At 72.3% G+C, this 22451-nt stretch carries 17 protein-coding genes and 3 pseudogenes; 4 read left to right on the top strand and 16 right to left on the bottom strand.

Translation table 11 applies throughout. The annotated features are described in order from the left end of the window. Nucleotides 1-675 precede the first annotated feature (675 nt). Nucleotides 676-942: pseudogene (locus ACI793_RS00815) on the top strand (DDE-type integrase/transposase/recombinase); the annotation flags it as partial. A gap of 7 nt (nt 943-949) precedes the next feature. Here ACI793_RS00815 and ACI793_RS00810 read toward each other — a convergent pair. Beyond that, nucleotides 950-1344 (bottom strand): annotated as a pseudogene (locus ACI793_RS00810) (IS30 family transposase); the annotation flags it as partial. Between ACI793_RS00810 and ACI793_RS00805 the strand changes: the two are divergent. After that, a complete protein-coding gene (locus tag ACI793_RS00805; RefSeq protein WP_456604467.1) occupies nt 1313-1900 on the top strand; it encodes a TraM recognition domain-containing protein in 588 nt (195 codons plus the stop codon). The pseudogene ACI793_RS00810 and the gene ACI793_RS00805 sit on opposite strands and share 32 nt — an antisense overlap. A 564-nt stretch (nt 1901-2464) precedes the next feature. Here the strand turns inward: ACI793_RS00805 and ACI793_RS00800 are convergent. Genes ACI793_RS00800 through ACI793_RS00780 form a run of 5 tightly spaced genes read right to left on the bottom strand, consistent with a single transcriptional unit; the run spans nt 2465 to nt 9347 of the window. Then, complete coding sequence (locus tag ACI793_RS00800; protein ID WP_456604466.1) at nt 2465-3559, bottom strand: hypothetical protein; 1095 nt, start codon at nt 3557-3559, stop codon at nt 2465-2467. 5 nt (nt 3560-3564) lie between these two features. Further along, a complete protein-coding gene (locus ACI793_RS00795) occupies nt 3565-4194 on the bottom strand; it encodes a hypothetical protein (protein ID WP_456604465.1) in 630 nt (209 codons plus the stop codon). Beyond that, nucleotides 4194-5405, bottom strand: coding sequence for a hypothetical protein (locus ACI793_RS00790; protein ID WP_456604464.1), 1212 nt, complete (start codon nt 5403-5405; stop codon nt 4194-4196). Before ACI793_RS00790 ends, ACI793_RS00795 begins: the two co-directional genes overlap by 1 nt. Beyond that, nucleotides 5402-5923 carry a hypothetical protein gene (locus ACI793_RS00785; RefSeq protein WP_456604463.1) on the bottom strand — a complete coding sequence of 174 codons (522 nt, stop codon included), beginning with the start codon at nt 5921-5923 and terminating at the stop codon, nt 5402-5404. The genes ACI793_RS00790 and ACI793_RS00785 overlap by 4 nt, the downstream gene beginning before the upstream one ends. Continuing rightward, on the bottom strand, nt 5916-9347 hold the full coding sequence (locus tag ACI793_RS00780; RefSeq protein ID WP_456604462.1) for an ATP-binding protein: 3432 nt from the start codon (nt 9345-9347) through the stop codon (nt 5916-5918). The genes ACI793_RS00785 and ACI793_RS00780 overlap by 8 nt, the downstream gene beginning before the upstream one ends. Between ACI793_RS00780 and ACI793_RS00775 the strand changes: the two are divergent. Both ACI793_RS00775 and ACI793_RS00770 read left to right on the top strand, forming a co-directional pair. After that, nucleotides 9253-9864: pseudogene (locus ACI793_RS00775) on the top strand (2-C-methyl-D-erythritol 2,4-cyclodiphosphate synthase); the annotation flags it as partial. The gene ACI793_RS00780 and the pseudogene ACI793_RS00775 sit on opposite strands and share 95 nt — an antisense overlap. 16 nt (nt 9865-9880) lie before the next feature. Beyond that, nucleotides 9881-10162: a 2-C-methyl-D-erythritol 2,4-cyclodiphosphate synthase gene (locus ACI793_RS00770; RefSeq protein ID WP_456604461.1), complete on the top strand. Its 282-nt coding sequence runs from the start codon at nt 9881-9883 to the stop codon at nt 10160-10162. Here ACI793_RS00770 and ACI793_RS00765 read toward each other — a convergent pair. From ACI793_RS00765 to ACI793_RS00720, 10 genes are all read right to left on the bottom strand, one after another. After that, a complete protein-coding gene (locus ACI793_RS00765) occupies nt 10153-10956 on the bottom strand; it encodes a peptidoglycan recognition protein family protein (RefSeq protein WP_456604460.1) in 804 nt (267 codons plus the stop codon). The genes ACI793_RS00770 and ACI793_RS00765 overlap by 10 nt on opposite strands. Before the next feature lie 223 nt (nt 10957-11179). After that, complete coding sequence (locus tag ACI793_RS00760) at nt 11180-11485, bottom strand: hypothetical protein (RefSeq protein WP_456604459.1); 306 nt, start codon at nt 11483-11485, stop codon at nt 11180-11182. Nucleotides 11486-12713: 1228 nt separating this feature from the next. Then, entirely contained in the window at nt 12714-13862 is a 1149-nt protein-coding gene (locus ACI793_RS00755; protein ID WP_456604458.1) for a protein phosphatase 2C domain-containing protein, read from the bottom strand. Then, on the bottom strand, nt 13859-14773 hold the full coding sequence (locus ACI793_RS00750; RefSeq protein ID WP_456604457.1) for a hypothetical protein: 915 nt from the start codon (nt 14771-14773) through the stop codon (nt 13859-13861). The genes ACI793_RS00755 and ACI793_RS00750 overlap by 4 nt, the downstream gene beginning before the upstream one ends. Beyond that, nucleotides 14764-15471 (bottom strand): vWA domain-containing protein, encoded by a 708-nt coding sequence (locus tag ACI793_RS00745; RefSeq protein ID WP_456604456.1) that lies wholly within the window; start codon nt 15469-15471, stop codon nt 14764-14766. The genes ACI793_RS00750 and ACI793_RS00745 overlap by 10 nt, the downstream gene beginning before the upstream one ends. A 24-nt stretch (nt 15472-15495) precedes the next feature. Further along, nucleotides 15496-17178 carry an Hsp70 family protein gene (locus tag ACI793_RS00740; protein WP_456604455.1) on the bottom strand — a complete coding sequence of 561 codons (1683 nt, stop codon included), beginning with the start codon at nt 17176-17178 and terminating at the stop codon, nt 15496-15498. A gap of 1 nt (nt 17179) precedes the next feature. Further along, a complete protein-coding gene (locus ACI793_RS00735) occupies nt 17180-17674 on the bottom strand; it encodes a hypothetical protein (RefSeq protein ID WP_456604454.1) in 495 nt (164 codons plus the stop codon). A 15-nt stretch (nt 17675-17689) separates the two neighbouring features. After that, entirely contained in the window at nt 17690-18070 is a 381-nt protein-coding gene (locus ACI793_RS00730) for a hypothetical protein (RefSeq protein ID WP_456604453.1), read from the bottom strand. 20 nt (nt 18071-18090) lie between these two features. Beyond that, a complete protein-coding gene (locus tag ACI793_RS00725) occupies nt 18091-20658 on the bottom strand; it encodes a hypothetical protein (protein WP_456604452.1) in 2568 nt (855 codons plus the stop codon). A gap of 97 nt (nt 20659-20755) precedes the next feature. Then, nucleotides 20756-22255, bottom strand: a complete 1500-nt coding sequence (locus ACI793_RS00720; RefSeq protein ID WP_456604451.1) for a type IV secretory system conjugative DNA transfer family protein — start codon at nt 22253-22255, stop codon at nt 20756-20758. Between the last annotated feature and the right edge of the window lie 196 nt (nt 22256-22451).

Genomic DNA, 22451 nt, shown 5'->3' with positions numbered 1-22451 from the left:
GGGCGCGGCCACTCTCGTGCCCCGTTCCGGTCCGGAGGGGAAGACTCCCACCAGACGCCGACCGTCGCACGCGCGTGGCCGGTGTGACGGGTGTGCCCCCAGCGTGAGCGACACGTGAGCGACTCGGGCCTCGAACGTGCCGGTCAACCTCTGCGCTTCGAGCATGGCATGTCCCTCCTGTGGGGCGACGGGCGCACGCACGCAGATCCTTCGCGGGTAACGGCATTGCGCCGCCCACGCCCCGGCCGGCCAGTCCGTCGCCGTCGGCACCGCCACGTCGCCCGTTGCCACCGTGACGAAATCCCGCTGCGGCAAGGGGTCTGCATCTAGACCCGCGACGAGGACGCCAGCTCGGCGACCTGCCGCTGCGGCGACCCCGCCGTCGGCGAATGCACCGAATGCTCCGCATGGTGTGCGCCGACCACTCCGACCTCTGGCAGGGCTGGCGGGTATGCGACCGCGACCTCGCCATCGCCCGGGTGCGTGCACGGTCGTCCGCCGCCGCGGAGGAGCGCCGCCGCGAGGAGGCGCCTGCCGCCGCCGAGGCCGAGCGCCTCCGCCAGCGCACCACCCTGCTCAAGCTTGCCGACGAGGACGCCGTCGGGACCTGTACGCCCGCGACGAGAAGCGCACCGAGCAGGAGATCCGCTCCGCCGCCCACACCCTGGGATTGCCCCCGTACCGCCGGTGCACGACGACCTGGTGCAACGGGACTTCAAGGCCAAGCATCCCAACCGGCTGTGGCTGACCGACATCACCGAGCACCCCACCGCCGAGGGGAAGCTCTACCTCTGCGCGGTCAAAGACGCCCGCTCCCAGCGGATCGTCGGCTACTCCATCGACGCCCGAATGACCTCGGAGCTGGCCGTCAACGCGCTCCGCAACGCCATCGCCCTCCAAGGCCAGGTCGGAGCGATTATGCACTCGGACCGCGGCGGCCAAGGCGGAGTCAATCAGTCGTCGCGACACCAGACTGTTGCGGGGACAATAGGTGCTCGTTGAAGGCTTCGGCGGGGGTCTTCCAGACGAGTATCTTTCGGGGCCGGTTGTTGGGGGTGGCTGCGACCGCGGAGAGGTCATCGCTTGTGCAGCGGGCCAGGTCGGTGCCTTTGGCGAAGTACTGCCGGAGAAGCCCGTTGGTCAGCTCGTTCGTTCCGCGCTGCCAGGGGCTGTGCGGGTCGGGGAAGTAGACGGGAACGCCGGTCTCGACTCTGAAGGCGGGGTGCTGGGAGAGCTCTTTGCCGCGGTCCCAGTCAATGATCGGCGAAGCTGCTCGGGCAGCGTGCTCACCGCAGCCGCGAGTGCGAGCTTCATGGTGACCGCCCCGTATCCGGCGAGCGCAGGCGTCCTCACCACCTACCTTGAGGTGCTCAACGCCCCCGGCTTCAACCGCGTCACGGCCCGCCGCGAGCTGAAAATGCAGGACGTGACCCGCGACCCCGGTCTGCTGCTGGTCACCGCGCCGCTGGCCGACCGCAAGATGTCGGAAGCGGTCTCGGGGTTGTTCCTGTCGCAGTTCATCTCGGCCCAGCTCAAACAGTTCAACACCGACTCGCGTCCCGTGCTGCTCGTGCTCGACGAGGCTCCCCGGCTTCAGGAGCGCCTGGACCTCCCGCAGCTCATGGCGACGTCCCGGAGTTCCGGTCTCAGCGTTCTGCTCGCCCTCCAGGAGATCACCGACTTCGAGGAGAAGGACCGCGACACGATCCTCTCCAACTGCGTCACCCACATCCTGCTGCCCGGTGCCGGTGCGCCGACGACCGAGTACTTCGGGAAGCGGATCGGTACGCGTTCCGTCGCTCGCCAGACGCAGTCGATGACTACTCGCGCCGTGACGGGCAGACGTTCCAGACCGGCGTCCAGAACGCCGAGGTGCCCGTCCTCGGTCGCGCCGAGATGACCACGCTGCCCGGTGGTCCGTACTCAGCGGTCGTGCACTGCCACGAGCTGACCCGCAAACCGATCCTGGTGGACCTGACCCGCTACGACCTGCTGAAGTCCTGAGCCGGGCGGCTCAGCCCCGGCCCCTGCTGGGCGCGCGGGAAGGTTCCGCGGCGCCGTCGACGGCGGTCCGCCCCAACGCCCGCTGGACCCGCTCGGACCGCGCCGAGGAAGGGGCCTGGACCGTGCGCGACATCGCGGCACGACCGAGGGCGCGCTGCGTCCGGTCGCTGACCGGGTTCCGAGGCGTGTCCGCCGGCTGGGGCTCGAACTCGGGGCGGGTCTCTGGGTTGCGGCGGGATGGCGTGGACTCCACGGGACGCTCTCCGATCAGCCGTGCCGGCCGCCGGACGCGACCCGCGATGCACTCTCCCACCTCGCCGGCTAGAGAGCCACGCCCTGTCGACCGCCGGAGGTCCCCTCCTCCCCGGGACCTGCGGGGAGCGAGCGAAGGCTCCGCACCGCAGCGCCCGACCGGCGGCGCCGAACGCGACCGATCTGCTCAGCGGAGTGCGGTCGCTCGTCAGCCGGCGTCGGCCCGGATCAAGGCCTCCGCCAGCACGGCCGGGGTCAGCTCGGCGAGCGTGCCGGGCACCGTCAGCAACGCGTCCAGCAACAGGTCCGCCTCCCGGTGGGTGAGCACCCGTCCGGCCACTGATTCGGCCAGCGGCACGGCCAGCTCGGGCACCACGACGTCGCGACCCCAGAACCGCAGGGGCACCGCCGGCAGGGCCGCTGCCCCGTGCCGGGCGGCACCGGCCTCCGCGGCCCCCTGGAAGTCCAGGTCGCCGTAGCGCATCACCCGCCGGAGGACGTCGTCGTCCGCGCCGATCCGGGCGCGGCGGCGCCGGAACGCCGGGTGCGTCGCCGGCCGCGGCGCCTCCTCGGGCTCCTCGTCGGAGGGCAGGGCAGCCGCCAGTGCCCCGAGGCAGGCGGCGACCGCCGGTGCGGGCAGCGCCGTGGCGTACCGCGTCACCAATGCCACGGTGTTGAGCAGCTCGGCGTCCGTCGTCGCGGCCGTCGCCAGCCGCACGAGCCGCGCTCCGGCCACCGCCGGGTCCTCCTCCACGCCCAGCAGCCGGGCCACCGCCTCGCAGACCACGGCCCGGTAGCCGCCGCCCTGCGCGAGGAAGGCAGCGGCTGCCCGCAGCCGGTCGGTCTCGCCCGCACCACCGGCGAGCAGGTGCGCGACCTCGTGCATCGCGGCGACCCGGGCCAGTTCCTGAGCGTCCTCCGCGGTTCCGGCCACCCGCAGGGCCGGGCGAACGGCCCGCGGGCAGTCCTCCTCGACGGCGGGCAGCCGACGGTCCCGCGGAGCGTCCGAGTCGAGGTACCAGGCGCCGAACGGCCCCCCAGGCCAGTCCTCGGGGCGGTACCGGTAGCCCCGGGTCGTCAGCTGCGGCCCGGCCCCGGGTTCGTCCCGCCACCCGTCCACCACGCCGTCCACCACGTGCACGAAGCCGCCGGTGCGCATGACGACCGTGTACGTGCCGTCCGGAGCGAGGCCACCGCGGGGCAGCCCCACGGCGTCGCCCACGTGCAGGTGCCGCAGCGCCTTGCCCCACAGCTTGAGCTGCTCGAGACGGCGCCCGTCGTGCAGCGTGTCGTAGGTGCCCACGCCGGTCAGGCCAGCCCGACGGACGCCGGCTGCCCGGCGCGCAGGGCGTCCAGGACGGGCAGGAGGCCCTCCCTCTCGATCGCGTCCACCACGATGCGGATGCGGAGCGGGTCGAGGGAGCGCGTCGACGTGCTCTTCCCGACCTCGGCGTCCAGCAGCCGCTCGGCGGGAGACGCATCGGGGCGGCCGAGGTACAGGTGCGCGACGTGCTCGCCCACACCGTCGGCGATCCACGACGGCGCGTCCGCGACCTCGTGGCCCAGCAGGACGGCGCGCCCGACGTGGTGGGAAAGGACCCGCCGGAAGAGCGCATCCGGGAAGCCGGCGACGATCGTGATCGTGAGGTTCGCACCGGCCTCCTCGATGCGGCCCAGCGCGAGCGGTCCGGAGCCCTCGAGGACCGGCCCGTAGTACTCGCGCGAGACCAGCTCGACCCCGATCCGGCCGTTCAGGGGGACCCCGGCTGCCCGCAGCACCCCGAACACCGGGCGCACGTGCCGCGCCAGGTCCGCCGGCTCCTCCACCGGGTCGTCCGCGGCGCAGCGCGCGCACCGCGGCATGCCCAGGAAGTCCTCGTCCGCCGGGGCGCCGCAGTAGCACTCGCGCGGCGCCCCGGCGCGGAACGGGCCGAACATCAGGGCATCGGAGCGCACTGGCGCAGCAGCTCGGCCATGTCCGGGCCACGGGTCGCCGGGAGCTCGACCTCCACCAGGTCACCGCGGTGGACGCGGTACTCAGCGGCACCGACGAGCCCGAGCAGCGCACCCGCCTCCTGCCAGGCCTTCGCGCCGGCGATCACCCGGGACGTCCGATGCGCGGACCCGCAGTCGACCAGGCGCACCCGGTGCTGGACGCCGCAGAGCACCTCGGCGGTCGCGAGCACCAGCAGCGAGTGCATGTCCCACGCCTTGTCCCCCTGCTCACGGGCGAACCGGAGTTCGGTGACCCGCTCCGCGACGGTGCGGTAGATCGGCCACACCGTGGGGAGCACGGCCACCGGGAGCTGTCCCTCGCCGGCGGATCCGGAGTCGAGCAGGCCGGCCAGACGCTCCTGCACCGCGGCCACGCCGTCCTCGTCGCGCGCGCTCAGGGCCGCGCGCTGCGCCGCCCGGACGAGCGTCGAGGAGAGGACGACGACGGTGTCGCCGCGGCCACCCAGCCGCGGCAGGTCACCCTTGAGCAGCTGCACGGCGACCTCCAGCCCGAGCAGGTGGAGCGTGCCGGTGCCCGGTCGCGGCAGCGGCGCCCCGGCGCGCGGAGCACCGGCCGCGGGCGACGGGGTCCGCGGCGGGGGCACGGGCGCACCGAGCAGCGCGACGCCCAGCCGGCCGGACGCCTTCTTCAGGTCCCGGTCCGCGGTGACGAGGACGGCCTGGTGGTCGGCGCCGGTCAGCACCCGCACGGTGTGCGCGATCTCGAAGTCGGCGTCGCCGGGCACGGTGACCCACCGCTCCTTCTTCGTGTTGTAGTCCGTGTACAGCTCCTGGGTCACGAGCCCGCGATCCGCGCTGTCCCGGCACAGCTGCGCCACGTCGGTGGGGCGGAGCACCGCTCGCCGCACCTCGCCGATCCCGATGAGCGCCTCGGGGTCCTTGAGCGCCAGGGCGGCCCGGCGCTGGACTTCCAGCCGCTTCGCGCCGGACGCGCCGGAGAGCAGCGACTTCGTCGCGACGTGCGCGATCTCCGCGATGACCCGCGCCGGCAGCACGGAGATGCCGTCGGCTCCCAGCCAGTCCCGCACCCTCCCCTGGAACCTGTCGCGCCAGTCCTTGCCCTCGAACACGGTGCAGGTGTCCAGCACCGCCTTGCGCCGGGTGACCGGCGAGGCCAGCAGGTCGGCGGTCACCGGTCCGCCCCGTACTCGAGCCCCTGGTCGGCGTCGTCGTACAGGTCGACGGGCAGCGTCTCGTCGAGGCCGAGCACGGCGCGGCGCAGGGCCTGCTGCTCGAAGGTCTCCTTGAAGCGCGCGAACGCCTGGTCGGCCTGCCGGGCCACCTCGATGACCTCCACGCTGCCCTTCTGGATGTAGGAGCTGGGCGCGAACATCTGGCCGTCACGCAGCACCGTGAGGAACCCCGGGCCGTCGATGCGGCCGCTCCAGTAGCAGATCGGCAGCACCGCGCCCCACGGGTGGGCCGACCGCAGCAGGCGGGTCAGGTGGAGGCCGGTCTGGCCGTCGGGCCGCTCGAAGTCGTGGTCGAGGATCAGCACGAACGGGTCGGTGTGGTCCACCAGAGCGCGGGCGGCGTCGTCGAGGTCGGCGATGCCGCGGACGACCCAGCCGTCCATGTCGAGCTCCTCCACGGCGGCGGCGAGCTGGGCGAGGTTGTCGTCGACGACGACGACGGGGAGACGGTCAGGCATGTGAGGAGTCCTCTCGGGGAGTGGTCTGAGCGCCCCGCGTCTGGCGGCGCGCGGCGGAGGGGAGGCGGAAGGAGAAGCGGCTGCCCTCGGTGACCGACTGGTCGACCCAGAGCTGGCCGCCCGAGAGGCGGATCATGTTCTCGGTGCGGCTCAGGCCGATGCCGGCACCGAGGCCGGGCTGACCGGGCATCGACCAGTTCGCCACGTTGTCGGGCAGGTCGTCGGGGACGCCGTCCCCGTGGTCGCGCACCGAGACGATCACCCAGCCGTAGGGCGCCACGGCCAGGTCCTCGCGGGTGGACTCGGCGAAGGTGGCCATGAGCTCGATGTCGCGGCGGACGTCGTCCTTGAACCGGCCGTGCGCCTTGATCCCGTTCGAGATCAGGTTGTGCAGCGCGAACTGCAGGAGCGTCGCGTGCCCGCGCACGTGCAGCCGCGCGCACTCGTCCCGGTTGACCACCTGGATGGTGGTGTGCGCCTCCTCGGCAACGCTCGCCATCTGCTGCGCGACCACCGTCATGGAGTCGAGCACCGGCACGGTCCCCGCCGACGTCCGCTCCTGGTCGGCGGCGGCGACGATCTTGTCGATCGTGCGCTGCTGCTCGTCCTGGTTCTCGTGCAGAGCCCGTTCCACCCGCTCGAGGGCCTCCAGGTACCGGGCGTTCTCGGCGGCGACCTCGGGCGGCAGGTTCGCGCGGAGGTGGCCGAGCGCGGTGCCGAGGAGCCTCGTGCGGGACCGGTTGATCTGCAGCTGGTTGGCGATCTCGTGGTGGAGCAGGCCGTTGTAGGCGGCCAGCTGCGCAGTGGTCCAGACCGGGCCGAGGTCCTCGACGACCGGGACCGTCGGCCGGTCGGTGGCGAGCAGCACGCCCAGCGCGGTGGGGCTCAGGTCCAGCCCGCGGCTCTGGGCGGCGACGCGGAGCCGGCGGGCGTCCTCGCGCTGTCCGGCGTCGTCGAAGGCCAGGACGGCGACACTGACCAGCCGCTCCGCCTGCTCCTCCGGCAGGGGCGGCTCGGCTTCGTCCAGCACCCGCTCGACGGGCGCGGCGTCCCCGGTCCGGGCCAGCGCCCGGCCTGCTGCGTCGGCGACCAGGTCCGAGGCGAGCAGCCCCCGCTGGCACTCCGCCTGGACCGCGCGGACGGTCTCGTCCGGGTCCCCGGTCAGGGAGTCCAGCAGCGCCTCGGCCAGCTCCGGGCGGTCCGCCACGCCGACGCGCTCGGCGATCGCGCGCAACCGGGCGATCCCCGCGGTCAGCTCGGCCCGGGCGTGCGCGGCGGCCAGCGCGCCGAGGAAGGCGCCGAACTGCTCCTCGGGCTCGTTCTCCTCGGCCAGCCGCACCTCGACGGCGGCGTCCACCTGGGCGTAGGGCCGCCGGGTCAGCGGATAGGCGCGGGCGATCTCCAGCAGCTGGGCCGGGCTGAACCACCGCTCCGGCAGATGACCGCTCCCGTCGGGTGGCGTCAGCGCGTCGAGCGCCTGGGCCAGCACCGCCTCGCCCTCCGCGATGGCGGTCCGGGCGTTCTCCCACGCTGCCGCCTCGGCGCTCGCGCCGTTCGGGACCCGGACCTTCGCCGGCTGGAGGGCGCCGACGATCGCGGCGGTGAAGAAGGCCGCCGTCGGCTGCGCCCGGTCGTACTTCATCGCGCGGAGCGCGTCCCGCACCCGGGCGGTGCGCTTGGCGCGCGGCAGGGCGTACAGCAGCTGCGCCCACACGTCACCGGTGGGCCGCGTGCCCGCCTGACGCATGCGGCGCATCACGCCCTCGATCGCCGAGACGTTGCCCTTGCCGCGGCGGTACGCCGCGGCAAGACCCTCCCAGGCCGCCGCGGGCCAGCACTCCTCCGCGTATCCGGCGAGCCACTCCTCGGCCGCCTCGGTGCCCCGCTTGATGGCGAGGACCCGCACCATCTTGCCGATCAGCGCCGGGGGGTGCGGCAGGGGAACCGCTCGCGGTCCGCCGTCCGGGGCGGAGCCGCCCTCCGGCTCGAACAGCCGGGCGGTCCGCAGTGCGCCGTCCATGTCGCCCGCGGCCAGGTACGCGAAGGCGACAGCTTCCGCGGCCTCCGGTGCGCCGGTGCTGCGGGCGGTCTCCTCCGCGCCGGCCAGGTCCCCCCGCTCGAGCTGGGCGGTGGCGAGCGGGAGCCCGAGCACGACGCCGGCCGAGGGGTCGGCGGCACAGACCCGCGACAGGGCATCGATCACGTCGTCGCCGTGCCGGTCGGAGGCCAGCTTGACCAGCGCCTCCAGCTCGGACTGCGTGGCCCGGCGCAGCCGGCTGAAGGCGGCCAGGGCGCGGGCGTGGTCGGCGAGGGAGCGCGACCGGCGGGTGGCGCTGGTGACCAGCTGGCGGTGGTGGTCGTTCCAGTCGAAGACGTCCGCCGTGTGCTCGACGACGTCGACCATGTCGCCGGTGTCGTCGTGGACCAGTCCGTTCAGCACGGTGGTGAGCAGCGAGGCGGCGGGATCCTCGACCGTCCCGGCCCGGACGGCCTCGGCCCAGTCCCGGAGCGCGGCTCGCGCCTCGCCGGGGCGTTCGGCCCAGCACAGCGCGGTGAGCTGCGCGCGCCGGGCACGCGCGTTGGCCGGGTGCCCCTCGGCCAGGTACGCCTGATACGCAGCCAGCGACTCCTCGTAGCGCAGCGCGTTGTTCAGCGCGGTCAGGTGGGTGACCCGGTGCAGGGCGGCGGGTTCGACCCCGGCGGCCCGCGCCTCGTCCAGCAGCATCGCGCTGTCGTCGGCGGCGCCGAGTTCGGACAGCACGAGCAGCGCGTCGTTGAGGGTCCGCGGCGTGAGCTCGACGGTCTGGACGGCCAGCCGGAACAGACGGACCGCGTGCTCCGCGGTGCGCCCGGAGGCCGCGCGAAGCGCCGCGAACGCGCGCCCGGCGGCCACGACGTCGCGGAAGCCGCCGTCCTGCTCGAGCTCGTCGATGGCGGCGGTGATCTCCGCGGTGGTCTGCACGCCCTCGAGCCCCTGCCGTTCCGGCTCGACCGGCACGCCCGCGCTCCGCAGCTCGGTGAGGAAGCGGGAGACGACGTCGGTCCCGAACGTGGTCAGACGGCGGATGGCGGCCTGCGGATGGCTGCCCGTGAAGCCTTCCGGCCGCAGCTGGCGGGCGGTGACCATCAGGCGCACGGCGCCGTCGACGTCCCCGAACACCGCTCGCACGTTGGCGCCGATCACGAGCAGGCCGCGACCCAGACGGTCGGCCTTCCGCGCAGCGTCGATCATGGCGTCCAGCGCGGCGATGCAGTCGCCCTGCGCGGCGCCGGCCAGGGCGAGGGCGTCGAGGGAGCGGAAGTGCTCTTTGAGGTCGTCGTGACCGAGGGTGCCGGCGGACAGCCGGTCCGCGAACCGCGCCGACAGCTCCGCCGGCGTCACCCACCCCGATGTCGCCTCGGTGTGCGCAGCCGTCGTCGTCACGTCGAACCCGTCCCTCTCGGTGCGGGCCTCCGCCGGACCCGTGTCGGGGATATCGGCTGGAACAGCACGGGTCTTGAACCGGACGTGGACGGACCTCAGCGGTGCGGCAGCGGCCCCCCGTGCAGTCGGAGCAGGGGCCAGCTGCGGTCGGGCGCGTGATCCGCGAGCCGCCAGTCGACACCGATCGCGACCCGGCCGGCCGCGAGGCCGACGACGGTCCGCTGCCGCTCGGGGTCCACGGTCGTGGCGGCCCCTGCGCATCGGGCACGGGCACGGGCACGACATCCACCGGCTCCAACCCGGGCGCCCCTTCGTCGTGGGCGGCGTTCCCGTGCCGGGCGCCGTCGCCGGCTTCGACACCCACAGCGACGGCGACGTCCTCTGCTACGCGCTCATCGATGCCCTGGCCGGCGCCATGGCCGAGGGTGACCTCGGCACCCACTTCCCCGAGGACGACCCCGACGCCGAGGACGCGCGGAGCCTGGACTTCGTTACCGCGTTCATGGCCCACGTCCGCCCGGAACGGCTACGACGTGGTCAACATCGACGGATTCGTGACCCTCGGGACGACGGGGTTGCGGCCGCACGTCCAGGCGATGCGCGAGAACCTCGCCGCCGCGTCGGGCGTGCCGGTGCAGCGGATCTCGGTGAAGGCGAGGTCCGCGGACGGCGTCGCCCCCGAGGGCGGGGGCACCGAGGCGAGCGCGACGGTGACCGTGCTCCTCGTCGTCGTTGTGTCGCCCCACGCATCCCAGTCGCCCCGCCACCGCCCCGCTCAGCGCGTGACGGAGCACCAGGGCCACCGTCACAGTTGAGCGCCGGGAGGCCTGTCCCCCACGCCTGCGGGCCCTTCGTCGTTCCGCCCGCGAAGCTGGAGGATGGTGACTGTGGTGACCACCGCGGCCATCGCTCCTGCGCCGGCCAGCGCGACGGTAGTCGGGTCCAGCCCGCCGTCGTCCTCGGCGCTGCTTGCCTCCACGGCCGGCGAGGTGGCGGTCGGCGCGATTGCCGTCGGCGCGGCTCCCTGCGGCTCGGCGGGCGGTGATGCCGGAGGCGCCTCTGCGGGCGCAGGAGCCGCTGCGCGCGCGGCGAGCACCGCGACCACCTCGGCCGGGAAGATGTCGCGCACCAGGGGGTAGGCCGCATCGCCCGGGCACGAGGTCAGGGACATGTCCCGGTGCCCCGAGATCGTCGCCGCCGTCACCGGCGCGCCGGCGGGCCACTTGTTCGACCCCCGGGAGACGAAGCCGGCGGTCGCTCCCGGCCGCGGATCGATGCCGTAGCGCCCGGCGAGCGCTGCGAGCAGCAGTGTCATGGAGCGCTGCGCCTCGGGGGTCGGCGCCTCGGTGGAGTGGTCCCCGATGAAGCACGCGATCTGCGAGAAGCCCTGGCTGCCGCCAGTGGCGTCAGGCAGCACCGGCCCGTCCAGGCTTCCCGCCCGACCCTCCCACACAACGCCGAACCGGTCGACGAAGAAGTTGTAGGCGACGTCGGGCCAGCCCTTCTCCGGTCCGGTGTGGAACGCGTGGAAGCCGCGCAGCACGCGCGGCACCCCCTCGGACGCATAGCCGTTCGGCGAGGCCGAGTGGTGCACGATGAGGAAGCGCACGTCACCGGGCTGCTCCCGCGGCAGACCCTGCGGCGCCGGCAAGCCCTCCGCCCATGCCGACCGAGGTCGCACGTCGACACCGACCAGCCCCGGCGCCGCCCCCGCCGGCCGCGGGAGGGCAGTGGCCAGCGGAACGGTGAGAGCGGCGGCCGACACCGCGCGCAGAAACGTCCGCCTGCTCGCGCCGCTCATGGCCTCCCACCCCTGGTCGGAGGTCGGCGCATCAGCACTGCCACAGCTGCTCAGGCGGCGTCGTGTTGTCCATCCGCTTGACGTAGGCCCCGCCACCGACCACGGCCCGTGCCGCGCAGGCCGTCGCCTGGTCAGGGTACGGGCCGATCCACACGCTGTAGATCAGGGTGCCGTCGGAAAGCGCCGGACGCATCGAGGTGCAGGATCCGCGAGTCAGCAGGTACTTGGCGTCCGGCCGGCTATTCAGCAGCGTGCGGACGTCGGCGGCGTAGGCGGCGGGCTCTGTCGCCGCGCCCAGGAAGACGACCCACGAGCCATCGCACTCCGGCAGTGTCATGGGCACCCCGACGTCGAGGCTTCCCGCGGGCGTCGCTGACGCGGTGCGGCCGCTCGGCGCAGGTGCTGCGGTCGTCGGACGAACCGCCTGGCTCTCGTCCGCCGGCGCCCGCGTGTCGGTGGCCCGCTCCGGTGAGTTGCTCGACGGCCCCCGGGTGCTGTCGGCGGCGGGAGAGGTCTCCTCCCCGGACCAGTCGCCGAGGATGATGAAGCCTGCAACTACGGCAACCACCACCAGGGCGGCGATGGCCGTCCACCTGGCCGCTCGCCTGCCGGCGCGAGGCGGGCCGGAAGGGTCGGGAGGCCCCGCCTGGGCGGTTGCGTTCCCAGCCCCCGGCGCAGCCGAGGCCCTGGCGCGGGCGGAGCCGGGCACGCCGGTCGGTTGACTGCCGGGCGTGCGCACACCGGCTGCCGGCCTCGCGGAGGCGTACGCCGGTTGGCCGTGGGACGTGGTCGTGTGCGTCGGCGGCCGGTCGTCCGACGTGGTGCGCGTGGTGAGCGGCGCTGGCGGTGCTGCGGCAGCGGAGGACGGCACCGCTGCGGAGGCGGTGGAGGGCGGAGACACCGACCCCACCTGCCCCGTGGGCTCGGAGGGTCCGCGGGTCGGCAGGGCACTTCCTACGCCACCGGCTCTGCCTGCAGCCGTTCCGGGGCCGCCCTCGGCGGGCGGCAGATCGCTCCCCGGCCATGCCGCCCAGGCGACGGGAGCGCCCGGGGTGGGGCGCGGTTCATCGGTAGTCATCCGCATCTCCGTTCTCTCCGGCGCCGGTCCCGCCGAAGAGGCGGCGCCGGCCAGGACACCAGTGGCTCACGGCTCCAGACGAGTCAGCGTGTCCGGTCGCTGCGCTTCCGCTCCCGGTCGGTGCGCCGGGCCGGAGCGGGCACCGCGCCTGCCGATGTCTCTGCGGCCCGTTGCCTCCGCTTCTCCCCGTGATCGGCACCCCTGCCCGGATCCGCCCGCTGAGACGTCGTCTGCTGCCGCACCGCGTCGGCCATCGCCCTCTCCCGGAGCTCCTTCTTCAGGCGCCGGTCGTGCGAGCTGAGCTCCTCGACCTGTTGCGGCACGCTCGTCCTCGGGGCTACGTCGGTCCGCCGCACGACTCCGGGCGGGTTGGGCGGCAGACCCGCCTGCTGGGGCGGTGGCCCCTGTGTCGCTCCGAAGAGCGCGAAGGGCACCTGCACCGCCGCACTGAGGCGCCCCAGCTTCCTCCGCCAGGCCGGCTGCTCGCTCATCGCGCGTCCTCCTCCGGCAGCACCCACACACCGACGACCGTGCGGTCGTCGTCGTAGCTGCGGCGGAGGAAGTTGACGTCCGCGAACAGCTGCACGGCGGTCGGTGGCTCCTGCCACCGGCGCGCGAGCTCGGTCCCCACCTCACCTGTGCCGTCGCCGATGGGGTCGCCCACCCCGTCGCTGGTCAGCAGCAGCACCTCGTCCGGATCGAGTGCTGACCTCACGACTCCCGGGCTCGACGGGCCCGGCAGGGGGTGCACCGCGCCGTCTGCGACCCCGGACGCGCCGGGGTCCTTGCCACCGGCCACGACCGCGAAGCGCCCGTTCCGCAGGATGTAGGCACCGGAGTCGCCGGCCAGCACCGCCACCACGTAGGGGAAGCCGCCGTCGGGCCCTGGGCGACGCGCGACCAGCGCCACCACCGCTGTCGTCGACATGGCCCGCCGCACGACGCGGATCTGCTCCGCCGGGTCGTCCGTGGTGCTGAGGTCGACGAGACGCCGGTACCGGGCCTCGTCGAGGATCCGCCGGGACACCCGGTTGGCCAGTGCCGTCCAGTCCAGGGACTCCAGGTCCCCTGCCCCGTCGAGAGCGAGCTTGCAGGCGGCGCGCGCCGCCGTCTCGGCAGCGACCTGCGAGTGCCGGCCCTCCGAGACACCGTCGGCCACGCAGACCGCGAGCCATTTGTCGTCCTGTGCGACGCAGAACGCGTCCTGTCGCGGCGTGCCTGCGTGCCGATGGCTCGCCCCGCGCGTGGCGCAGGCCCGGACCTCGAAGGGATCGGCGGTGAAGAAGTCCAGCTCGGTGTCCGAGACACCGATGGACAACGGCCCGTGGACCGGGACGACCTCCTCCTGCCGGCCGGCATCGCCGATGCGCGTCACGTCCGACAGCGGGGGGAACGCTGTCACCGCGCGCGCCGGCAGAGGCTGGACCGGCGGTTCCCCCGGCGCCGGCTGCGCGTCCGCCGCCTCGGGCTGCCCCGCGGGGACAGGCGCACCGTTGTCCTGGTCCGGCACCTCCGCCCGATCCGGCTCGGCTGCCTCCAGCGGCGGCGCGGAGGCCGTCGGCAGGGGCGCCGTCACCGGGTTCGGTGCCGGCGTCGCGGTGTCCTCGTCGGTCGCGGACGGGCTGTGCTCGGTCATCGCGTGAACTCCCGATACCAGTCCCGAGCCGCCGGACGCGCCGAGGGATCGTCGCTGAGGCTTCGAACCAGCAAGGTGTAGAGGTTGAGCGGCAGGTGCGGCCGCGCCGCCGCGGGATCGGTGTTGGTCGAACAGCCGTCGCCGGGCGTGAGGATCCGCAGGATCGCCAGACCGAGCTTGTACCGGTCGGTCTCCTTGTTCTGCACGCTGTAGCCGGCCGAGTCCCTGCGCCGCCGTGCCCTCAGCGCCTCCGGGGGTTCCCAGTCGGGCGAGTGCGGCTGGTGCCCGAGCGCCGACGCCCCTCCATGGGGACGGACGGCATCGCAGTCCACGAGCATGACCGCCGGCCGCGGCTGGAGCCGGAAGAGGAAGTTTCGCGCCGAGAGGTCCCCGTACACGACGTCGGCCCGATCCAGGAGCCCGAGTGCGTAGGCCAGGGATCGGCAGAGCGCTCGCCGCTGCTGCTCGTCCGGGAAGGGGATGCCCACCCGTGCGCAGTACGCGGAATCCTTGAACAGGAACTGCGCCTCGGCCGGCTTCCTCTTGCGGGCTCCGCTGCCCAGGCGGAGCGTGAGGAAGAACGGTTCGGGGAGCAGCGGCAGGATGACGCCGGCGGCGCCGTCGTGTGCGTCCAGCACCACCCGCACCGGCCAGTTGAACGAGCGGTCGAACTTCTCCCGTTGGGCAGGGTCCAGCCCTCCGTTGAGCCGTACCAGCGAGCTGAGCCCGTAGGCGGGGATCGGCCGGATCTTGCCGCGGTACTTCTTGTAGACGAACAAACCGCCGGGCAGCTCGGGGAGGATGAAGTCGGGCACTGCGTAGACCCGAGCCATGCCGCCCGAGCCGATCTCGGTCCGACTGCCCAGGTCGGACTCCTGCACCGGCGACAGGTCGGCGGCGGCTACAGCCACACGTCGTCCTCATCGTCGTCCGGGAGGACGAACCCTCCGGTCTCGCCGTCGGTGGAGATGGAGTTCGCCGAAGCGATCACGCTGCTGATGAGCACCTCGGCCATCGAGCGGATCGCGTCGGAGGGCAGCACGCCGTCCTTGGCGATGAAGGCCCGCATCTTCCCTGCGGGGTAGACGAGCTGGTCCAAGACCACCTTCTTCGCGTCGCCGACACCGAAGGGGATCACGTTCGGGCGGCCACGGAAGGACGATGACGTCAGCTCGGAGAAGGCCTGCTGCCAGTCAGCGTCCGAATCCGTCGGTTCGCCGTCGGTCAAGAAGAAGACCGCCGGCCGGTGCACCTTGTGGTTGTCCGCCTTCAGCTGACGGATGTCGGAGTCGATCTGCTGGCGGATGGCCGCGAAGGCGGCGACGAACGAGGTGCCGCCGCGCGCCGTCAGCACCGGGATGGATCCGTTGGGGATCTTCATCAGGTCGCAGAGCGGGATCTGGGTGCGCGCGTCGTCGCTGAAGTCCACCAGCGAGAACCGGATCTTGTCGCCGAGGATCGGGTTCTCGTCGAGGGCATCCTTGACGGCCTCGACGGTCTTGTTGAGCGAGTCCAGCGGACTCTCCCCGTCCCCGCCGGCCGGCTTCTGGGTCATCGAGTACGAGACGTCAGCGAGGACGTAGAACGGCAGGACCAGTTGCTCGCTCATGGCGGCTTCTCCTTCTATCGACGGTCAGAGCAGGTAGGCGTGCTGGCGGATCGTCCGGTCCAAGGCATCCCGGGCGGCCGCCTCCTCGGCAGCCGGAGCGGCGAGCAGGCGGTCGATCAGCTCGTCCAACTCCTGCTGGACGTCGTCGTCGACGAAGGGATAGATCTTCTCCTTGGCCTTGCGGACGCTGGCCCGGCTCTCCAGGGACAGCCCGCCGGTGCGTGGTGCGGGCACGGATCCCTCACCTGGGCCCTCTTCGTGCCCGACGGTGGCGGTGCTGTCGATCCGGCGGCGGATCTCCACCAGCGACTTCTTGTCGACAGCCGCTCCGAACGCCAACTGCTGGTCCAGGAAGACGGTCGAGGTCTTGAGGTCCGCAGCCCGCACGTTGAGGATGCCGTCGACGTCGTATTCGAAGGCGATGCTGAAGCCGGCGTCGGCCACCGGGCGCTTGTCCGGCAGTGCGACGTCCCATTCCTTGAGGACGACGTTGTCCTCGTGGTCGAAGGCCTTGTCCGGGTCGCCCTCGATGACCTTGATCAGCACGCTCTCCTGCTCGTCGAAGACGGGGGAGAACGAGTCCGTCGCCGATGCAGGCAGCTTGGTGTTGCGCGGGATGAGGGTGCTGAAGTGCGGCTTCCCCTCGCGGTGCACCACGGTGCCGAGGGCGTGCTCGGTTCCCACGAAGAAATCGAAGTCGTCGATCTCCCCGTTCAAGATGCCGGCAGCGAGCGCGGCTCCCTCGGCGACCGCGGTCATCGGGTCCACGCCCGTCATGGGGTCCAGCCGGAGCATCTCGCGCACGTACCGCTGGACGACCGGGATCTTCGAGGAACCGCCCACCAGCACGAGGTGGTGGATGCTCGCCCCACCGATGTCGGCCAGGCAGGTGTTGATCGGCGCCGCCGTCCGGACGATCAACGGGCGGATGGCGTCCTCCAGCTCTCCGCGCGTGACCTCGAGCGTTCCCCCGCCGGCCAGGGGGACCACCACGCTCTCCCGAGTGGAGAGCAGTACCTTCGCGCGTTCCAGGTCGAACGGGTCGAGCGACGAACCGGCCGGCACCTTCGCCCGCATCGCTGCCGCGAACGCGGAATCGATGTCGATGCCCCCGAGGCGCTGGATCCCCTTCGACGCCTCCTCCATGAAGACGCCACCAACGCTGCGCAGGATCGTCACGTCGAGGGTCCCGCCGCCCCAGTCGAACACGAGGACGCGTTCGCCGTCGCCGATGCGCCGTCCGTACGCCATGGCCGCCGCAGTCGGCTCGTTGATCAGGGCGAGGACCTCGATGCCGGACAGACCCGCCGATACCTTCGTGCGGAACCGGGCGACCCCGCGGCTGTTGGCCGGGATCGTCACGACCGCCTGGTCGAGCGTGAGACCGGCCTCGGTCGCTCGCTCCTTGATGGCCCGGAAGAAGACCCCGGCCGCTTCCTCTACCTGCAGCGTCCGGTTGCCGATCCGCACCTCGTCCTCGCTGGCGAACAGTCGCTTGACCGCCTCGAGCTTGGAGGAGCTCCGTTTCGCCCTCCAGCCGAAGGCCAGCGCCCCACCGGAGTCTGCGATGACCGTGGGCAGCACCTTGTCGAAGCCGAGTTCGGCCCATTCCTGTGGCGGGCTGTCCAGCGAGACGGTGTCGACGTCCCCACCGCTGGTCACGGCCAGGACGCTGTTCGTCGTGCCGAAGTCGATGCCGAACGCCATGTCAGTGTGCTCCTCGGTCGTGGACGGGCAGGGAATCGAGGACGGCGGCTCGTGCCCGCCCCAGTCGCAGCAGCGCGCCGGTGTTGGCGTCGATGTAGGCGGGTTCGCCGACCTCCAGATCGCTGACGCCCTCGAGGCTGCCGCCGTCGACGTCCTCGAAGAGGTCCTGCGCCGGCGCACCCTCAGGCACCGCCCATATCTCGACGACCCCCGCCTGCTGCAGCCACTCGCGGACCTGGGGACGCAGGTCGTCGACGGAGCCGGCGCGGGCCACGGCGACGGCCATCGCCGCCAGCTGTGCCAGGTGCGTCCGCCGCTCCCCCGTGGCGGCGATCACCTGCTTGCGCAACCCCTCGTAGGCGTTGGCGGCGTGCACGGTGCCCGGCTCCTTGACCACGAGGACGGTCTTGATGAGCTCCGCCTCGTGCTCGAGCTGCTGGAGCCGGTCGGACATCTCCTGCAGGGCGGTTACCAATTCTCTACTGGAACTGCGCATCTCTTCCTCGGATCGTCAGCGGGCGGGCAGTGCCGAGTGGCGCGCGACGTCCACGCGGGCGGCAACGGCTACTTCTTCGGTCACGGAGCGCAGGAGCTGTTCCCATTCGCCGGCAGGCGACGAGCGCCGAGGCATCCGTTCGGGCGGCGGCCGGAGGAGACCGTCACCGTCCGGTTCGAGCGCACCGGGATCGGCCGGGACCCGGTAGATCTCGAGTGCCAGCTCGGGCTGCCGGAGGACCTCCTGGATCTGATTGAGAGCCCAGGTGAGTTGGTGCAGCTGCTCGGTCCCGCCCGGCTTGCGCCGGAGTCCTCGCGCCCTGCGGGCGAAGGCCGCGGCAGCAGTGTCCCCGCTCGCCCCGAAGGGGACGCCGAGCAGCACGTAGGGGTTACGCATAACGGTTCCAGCTCCCTGACTCATAGCCGCGACCGCAGCTGGACGACCTCGGAACGCCAGTCCTCCGTGACCTCGACGACGGCCTCGAGGGTGGGCTTGCGAAGTTCCGTGGGCAGCGGCAGCCGCCGCAGGCGATCGATCACCCGGTCGAGCTGCTCGATCTGGCTCGTACAGTTGGACAGCGTCTGGCGCATCAGCTGGACGATCTGGCCGCGGTTCTCGTTGTCCCAGCGGGCGCGACCGAGCAGGGCGTTGTAGTCGTCGGCGTAGCTGTCCCGGGCTGCCCCGGCCATGCTCAGCGCGGCGATCCCCAGGCACTTCCCCATGTTCTCGGCGAGGTACTCGAACGCGTCCGGCTCGAGGGTCGCCCTGCTCGCAAGGAGTTCCTCGCACGGGGTGAAGAAGAACTTTCCGAAGGCCTGTGGGTTGAGCCAGGTCTTGTCCGTACCTTCGGCGAAGGCCGCCGCCATGTGGGCTCCGGCCTGCGGGAGGAGGAGCAGCTTCTGGAAGGCGGTGAGCAGGCCCGGTGCCTCCACGAAGACGGTGTCGAAGAAGGTGGCGCTGCCGAATCCCTTGCCGAAGTCGACGAAGGTGGCTCGCCGGAAGCCCTCCACCACGGCGTCCCACTCCGAGTCAAACCACTCCGATCGTCCGTACTCGCGGTGGACGGCGATGAACGCCCGGGCCAGGTCTGCCGGCAGGTAGTCCGGGTCGTCACTGAAGCGCACCCGCGCCTGCTGCGTCCTGAGGACCCCGGCGCGCTCGTCGCTCGGCATGGGCAGCGACAGGACGAGGTCCGACGAGGCATACCGCGCGACCCGGAGCAGCCGCAGGTAGTCGCCGACGGGCGAGGGCTCGCTGAGCACCTCGCGTAGCGGCTGCAACAGTTCCGCCGGGAAGGTCAGCTCGTCCGGTAGTGCGTCCCACACCGCGACCGCACGGTTGATCGCCGCACGCCGGAGCTCCGGGGTGGGCGCATGCCGGACCAGCATGGCGAAGTACTTGGCTGCCGTCGCAGGCTTCTCGAGGGCCGCGATCAGGCTGGTGTTTACCAGCAGCGCCTCCGTGTAGGTGCCGTCCAGCGCTCGCTCGAGGAGGGCGAGCGCCTCCAGCGGCCTGCCCTGCTGGAGGACGGCGAAGGCAGTGAGGTTCAGCGCCTCGTCCTGGTAGCGCTCGACGTCGAGACCCGGGATGAGCGCTGAGCCGATGCGCTCGGCTTCGGCCCACTTCGCCTCCCATAGGAGGCCGACCAGGCGCTGCAGATCGCACCACTGGGCGAAGGCCGGGAACTGCGCTCGATCGACCTGGCCGAGCGAGATGGCGCCGTCCTTGGCCTCCTCGGCGAACAGCGGCCAGACCGTAGGGTCGTCGAGCAGCTCCCTCGGCGGCATGCTCGCCGCCCCGCTGCGCAAGGCGGCGCGGCTCTCGGCGGCCTGTCCGAGCACGTGCACGACGGACGGCCGCAGGCGTTCCTCGTCCGGCGCCGTCCCGTTCACCACGTCCAGGAGCGCTTGGTAGTGCCGCACGTCCGGGCCCTCGGGCAGCGCGGTCAGCCCGCTCCCGTCACGGGTCAGGAACCGCCTGCGGGCCCGTTCCGCCTGGTTCCCGACGCGGGCCAGCGCGTTGTCGTCCAGGCGGTCCGGTGTCACACGGGCCAGCAGGTGGAGAGCAACCGGGCCGGGCATGTCGCGCGTGTCGATGCCCCGGGTGAAAGCTCCGGCGTCGACCAGGTCGTCGAGCAACGGGATCGGCAGGACTCCCACGTCAGCCGGCACCGTGTCGAGCACCGTGCCGGCCCGTCCCTGGACGTACAGCGTGGCCGCCGACCAGGCCGGAAAGCCCGGGCCGGGTGGAGGCTGTGGCGCTTCGGCCGCGATCGCCTCCGCAGCCGACCGCCACGCGTCGGCCCGGGCCTCCTGCCCCGCCCGGTCGAACAGCGAACCTGCGGCCCGGACCGCGTCGTCCCACGACCCCGCGACGAGGTCGCGGACCTCCGCGGCTTCCGGGACGCCGCCCTGCGCCCAGCCCTCGAGCACGGGCACCCACGGATCAGGGTGCTCACCGATCTCCCGGAGGAAGGGCTTGAGCAGGGCGACTTTTGCTGCGTAACCGCCCGCCGGCAGGGCGGCGGCGTGCCGCCTCAGTTCCTCCAACTGCCCGGTACTGGCGGCGTGATGCGCGCGGAGCCAGTCCTTCTCGGTCGGCGAGAGTCCGATCCACTGGAAGATGTCCTCCCACTGCTGGACGAGCGCCTCCGCAGCGAGCGCCCGCCGAGCTCCCATCTCCTGGGTCAGAAAGGCCACCAGCGCCGGCATGGCGGCGGGATCCCAATCCTGCCGGACCTGTCCGGCCACGACCCGGGTCGCGTACAGGACACGCCCCGCCGGCGACAGCCCCACGGGGACGAGCTCGGACGGGGACTGACCGGCCGCCGGCACCGTCACGGTCTCCTTGGCGGAGAAGTGCAGCTGGAGCTCGCTGCCCGAGTCGGCGACGCACAAGGCGTGTCGCGTCGCGCGGAGGGTCCTGCGCTGCTCGAAGACCAGCCCCACCCGCAGCGGCCCCAGCTCCGGACCGTCGAGAGGCACCGCGCACGACGAGCACGTCGCGTCAGCGACGGTCGGAGCGCCGCAGGAACGGCACCACTGCGCAGTCGTGGCAAGCGTCATGTCTCGGTCCCCACATTCAGTCGGACGACAGATCGGGCCTGGTGAGATCGATCAACACCGGTCGTTGCGATATCTGGTCATTGAGCAGCGTGGCGCCGAACCGTCCGGCCGGGGGATGTCTCAGCGCCGCGTGGTCGAGGACGGGAACGGTCTCCGAGTCACGCGTGTAGCTGGTCGACCGGCCCTGGTGGTCGAGGCTGTCGGCTCTCGTCGTCTTGCCGCGGAGCCTCGTTCCGAGGCGGGACATGACGTAGTCGGTCGTGCTGGAGTTGGCTCCCGCGAGCAACACGAGCGAGCCGCAGTTCGCGAGGATCTCCTGCCGCTTCTCCTTGTCGAACTGGTCGATGTCCTGGGCAGCCAGCAGGACCGACACGTTCGCACCCGCCGCGAGCGACAGCAGACTCCCGAGATCGAGACGATCCTGCAGGCGGGGCGCCTCGTCGAGCACCAGCAGCATCGGCGCCGACGCCTGTCCGAACCGCGACATCCGCCGATGGAGCAGCTGGGACAGGAAGAGCCCGCTGGCAGCCTCCGACAGGCTCCTGTCCACGATCGGAGCGTTGACGTGGACGATCGCCGGCGCGTCGGTCGCCAGCGTCCGCATGTCCAACTGCGATCGGCGGGTTACGGCGTTGAAGCCGTCGGTGTTGAGCACCTCGAGGTATGTGCTGAGGAACTGTGTCGCCTTGGCGAATTCGTCGTCGGACAACTGGCAGAGGTCACGAAGTCGCTGGGCGCCGCGGGATGCCGGGTGCCGGGCGATCAGGTTTCGGAGCGCCGTCGGGTCCGCCAGCAGCACGAGGACGTCGCGCACAACCACATCCAGGTTGCTGTCGTAGACCAGCTCCAGCAGCCCGCGCATCCACTTCAGGTCCCGCAGGTGGAAGTTCTTGTGCGGGTCGTTGTCGCGAGCCCTGCCGCACAGCGCCTCCGCCGCGGCGTTGACTGCTCCCTCGTCGTCCAGCTCGGCGAAGAAGTTCCACTGCTTGGAAGCTCCCGGGTTCCGGTAGTCCCACGACAGCAGCCGGTGCTTCTCCCCCGGCGCGACCGCGTCCCGGTAGGCGCGAACCTCGCCGAGCAGATCACCGCCGCCCTTCACGTCCACCGTCACCACCTGGTAACCGGCCTGAGCGCCCGCGACGATCCAGGGTGCGATCACGCCCGCGGTCTTGCCACCCCTCGTCGGTCCCAGCACCAAGGTGTGCCGATTCGCCTGGCGCATCGACAGGCCGATCTCCTCGGATGCCGCCCACGGGTTCTTGGGCTTGACGTACCTGCCGAGGGGAAACCACCAGTCTCGGCAGTCGACGTCGCCGGGTCGTGCCGCACCCGAGAAGTCGAGGTAGCCGGTGGACCCGGCCGGAGGGACCGGATCCCAGGGGCCGATCCGTCCACGGGCGACCGATCTCGCGCCGCGGCCGGCGGCCCAGGACGCCACGCTGCGTTCCGTGGCCTGACCCGCCGACCGGCTCAGCGACCAGGAGGCCTTGGCGGCTCGGAGCCACAGATCCCTCATGTCATGCCGGCTCCGCGTCGACCCGGCGTGACCGGGTGGCGCCATGGGGCGGCCGCCATCACGGCCGTGCAACGCGGCCGAGCGGGTACGACTGGCACTTCACATGCACCCCCGTGAACGAGGGCGCCAACCTAGTTCTAGAACCCGGCGGTTTGGAAGATGTATTTGCACGCCGCCCGCGACGTGCTCCGCAGAG

It is taken from the genome of Blastococcus sp. SYSU DS0617 (genome assembly GCF_054051075.1).
The sequence above is the reverse complement of the archived record's forward strand: the minus strand, read 5'-3'. Positions and strand labels throughout refer to the sequence as shown.

What these genes read in the sequence shown, in the direction of transcription:
- ACI793_RS00730 (WP_456604453.1), bottom strand. Translation starts at nt 18,070, where the DNA reads ATGCGTAACCCCTACGTGCTGCTCGGCGTCCCCTTCGGGGCGAGCGGG.
- ACI793_RS00740 (WP_456604455.1), bottom strand. Translation starts at nt 17,178, where the DNA reads ATGGCGTTCGGCATCGACTTCGGCACGACGAACAGCGTCCTGGCCGTG.
- ACI793_RS00720 (WP_456604451.1), bottom strand. Translation starts at nt 22,255, where the DNA reads ATGAGGGATCTGTGGCTCCGAGCCGCCAAGGCCTCCTGGTCGCTGAGC.
- ACI793_RS00745 (WP_456604456.1), bottom strand. Translation starts at nt 15,471, where the DNA reads ATGAGCGAGCAACTGGTCCTGCCGTTCTACGTCCTCGCTGACGTCTCG.
- ACI793_RS00755 (WP_456604458.1), bottom strand. Translation starts at nt 13,862, where the DNA reads ATGACCGAGCACAGCCCGTCCGCGACCGACGAGGACACCGCGACGCCG.
- ACI793_RS00805 (WP_456604467.1), top strand. Translation starts at nt 1,313, where the DNA reads ATGGTGACCGCCCCGTATCCGGCGAGCGCAGGCGTCCTCACCACCTAC.
- ACI793_RS00795 (WP_456604465.1), bottom strand. Translation starts at nt 4,194, where the DNA reads ATGTTCGGCCCGTTCCGCGCCGGGGCGCCGCGCGAGTGCTACTGCGGC.
- ACI793_RS00735 (WP_456604454.1), bottom strand. Translation starts at nt 17,674, where the DNA reads ATGCGCAGTTCCAGTAGAGAATTGGTAACCGCCCTGCAGGAGATGTCC.
- ACI793_RS00760 (WP_456604459.1), bottom strand. Translation starts at nt 11,485, where the DNA reads ATGACACTGCCGGAGTGCGATGGCTCGTGGGTCGTCTTCCTGGGCGCG.
- ACI793_RS00785 (WP_456604463.1), bottom strand. Translation starts at nt 5,923, where the DNA reads ATGCCTGACCGTCTCCCCGTCGTCGTCGTCGACGACAACCTCGCCCAG.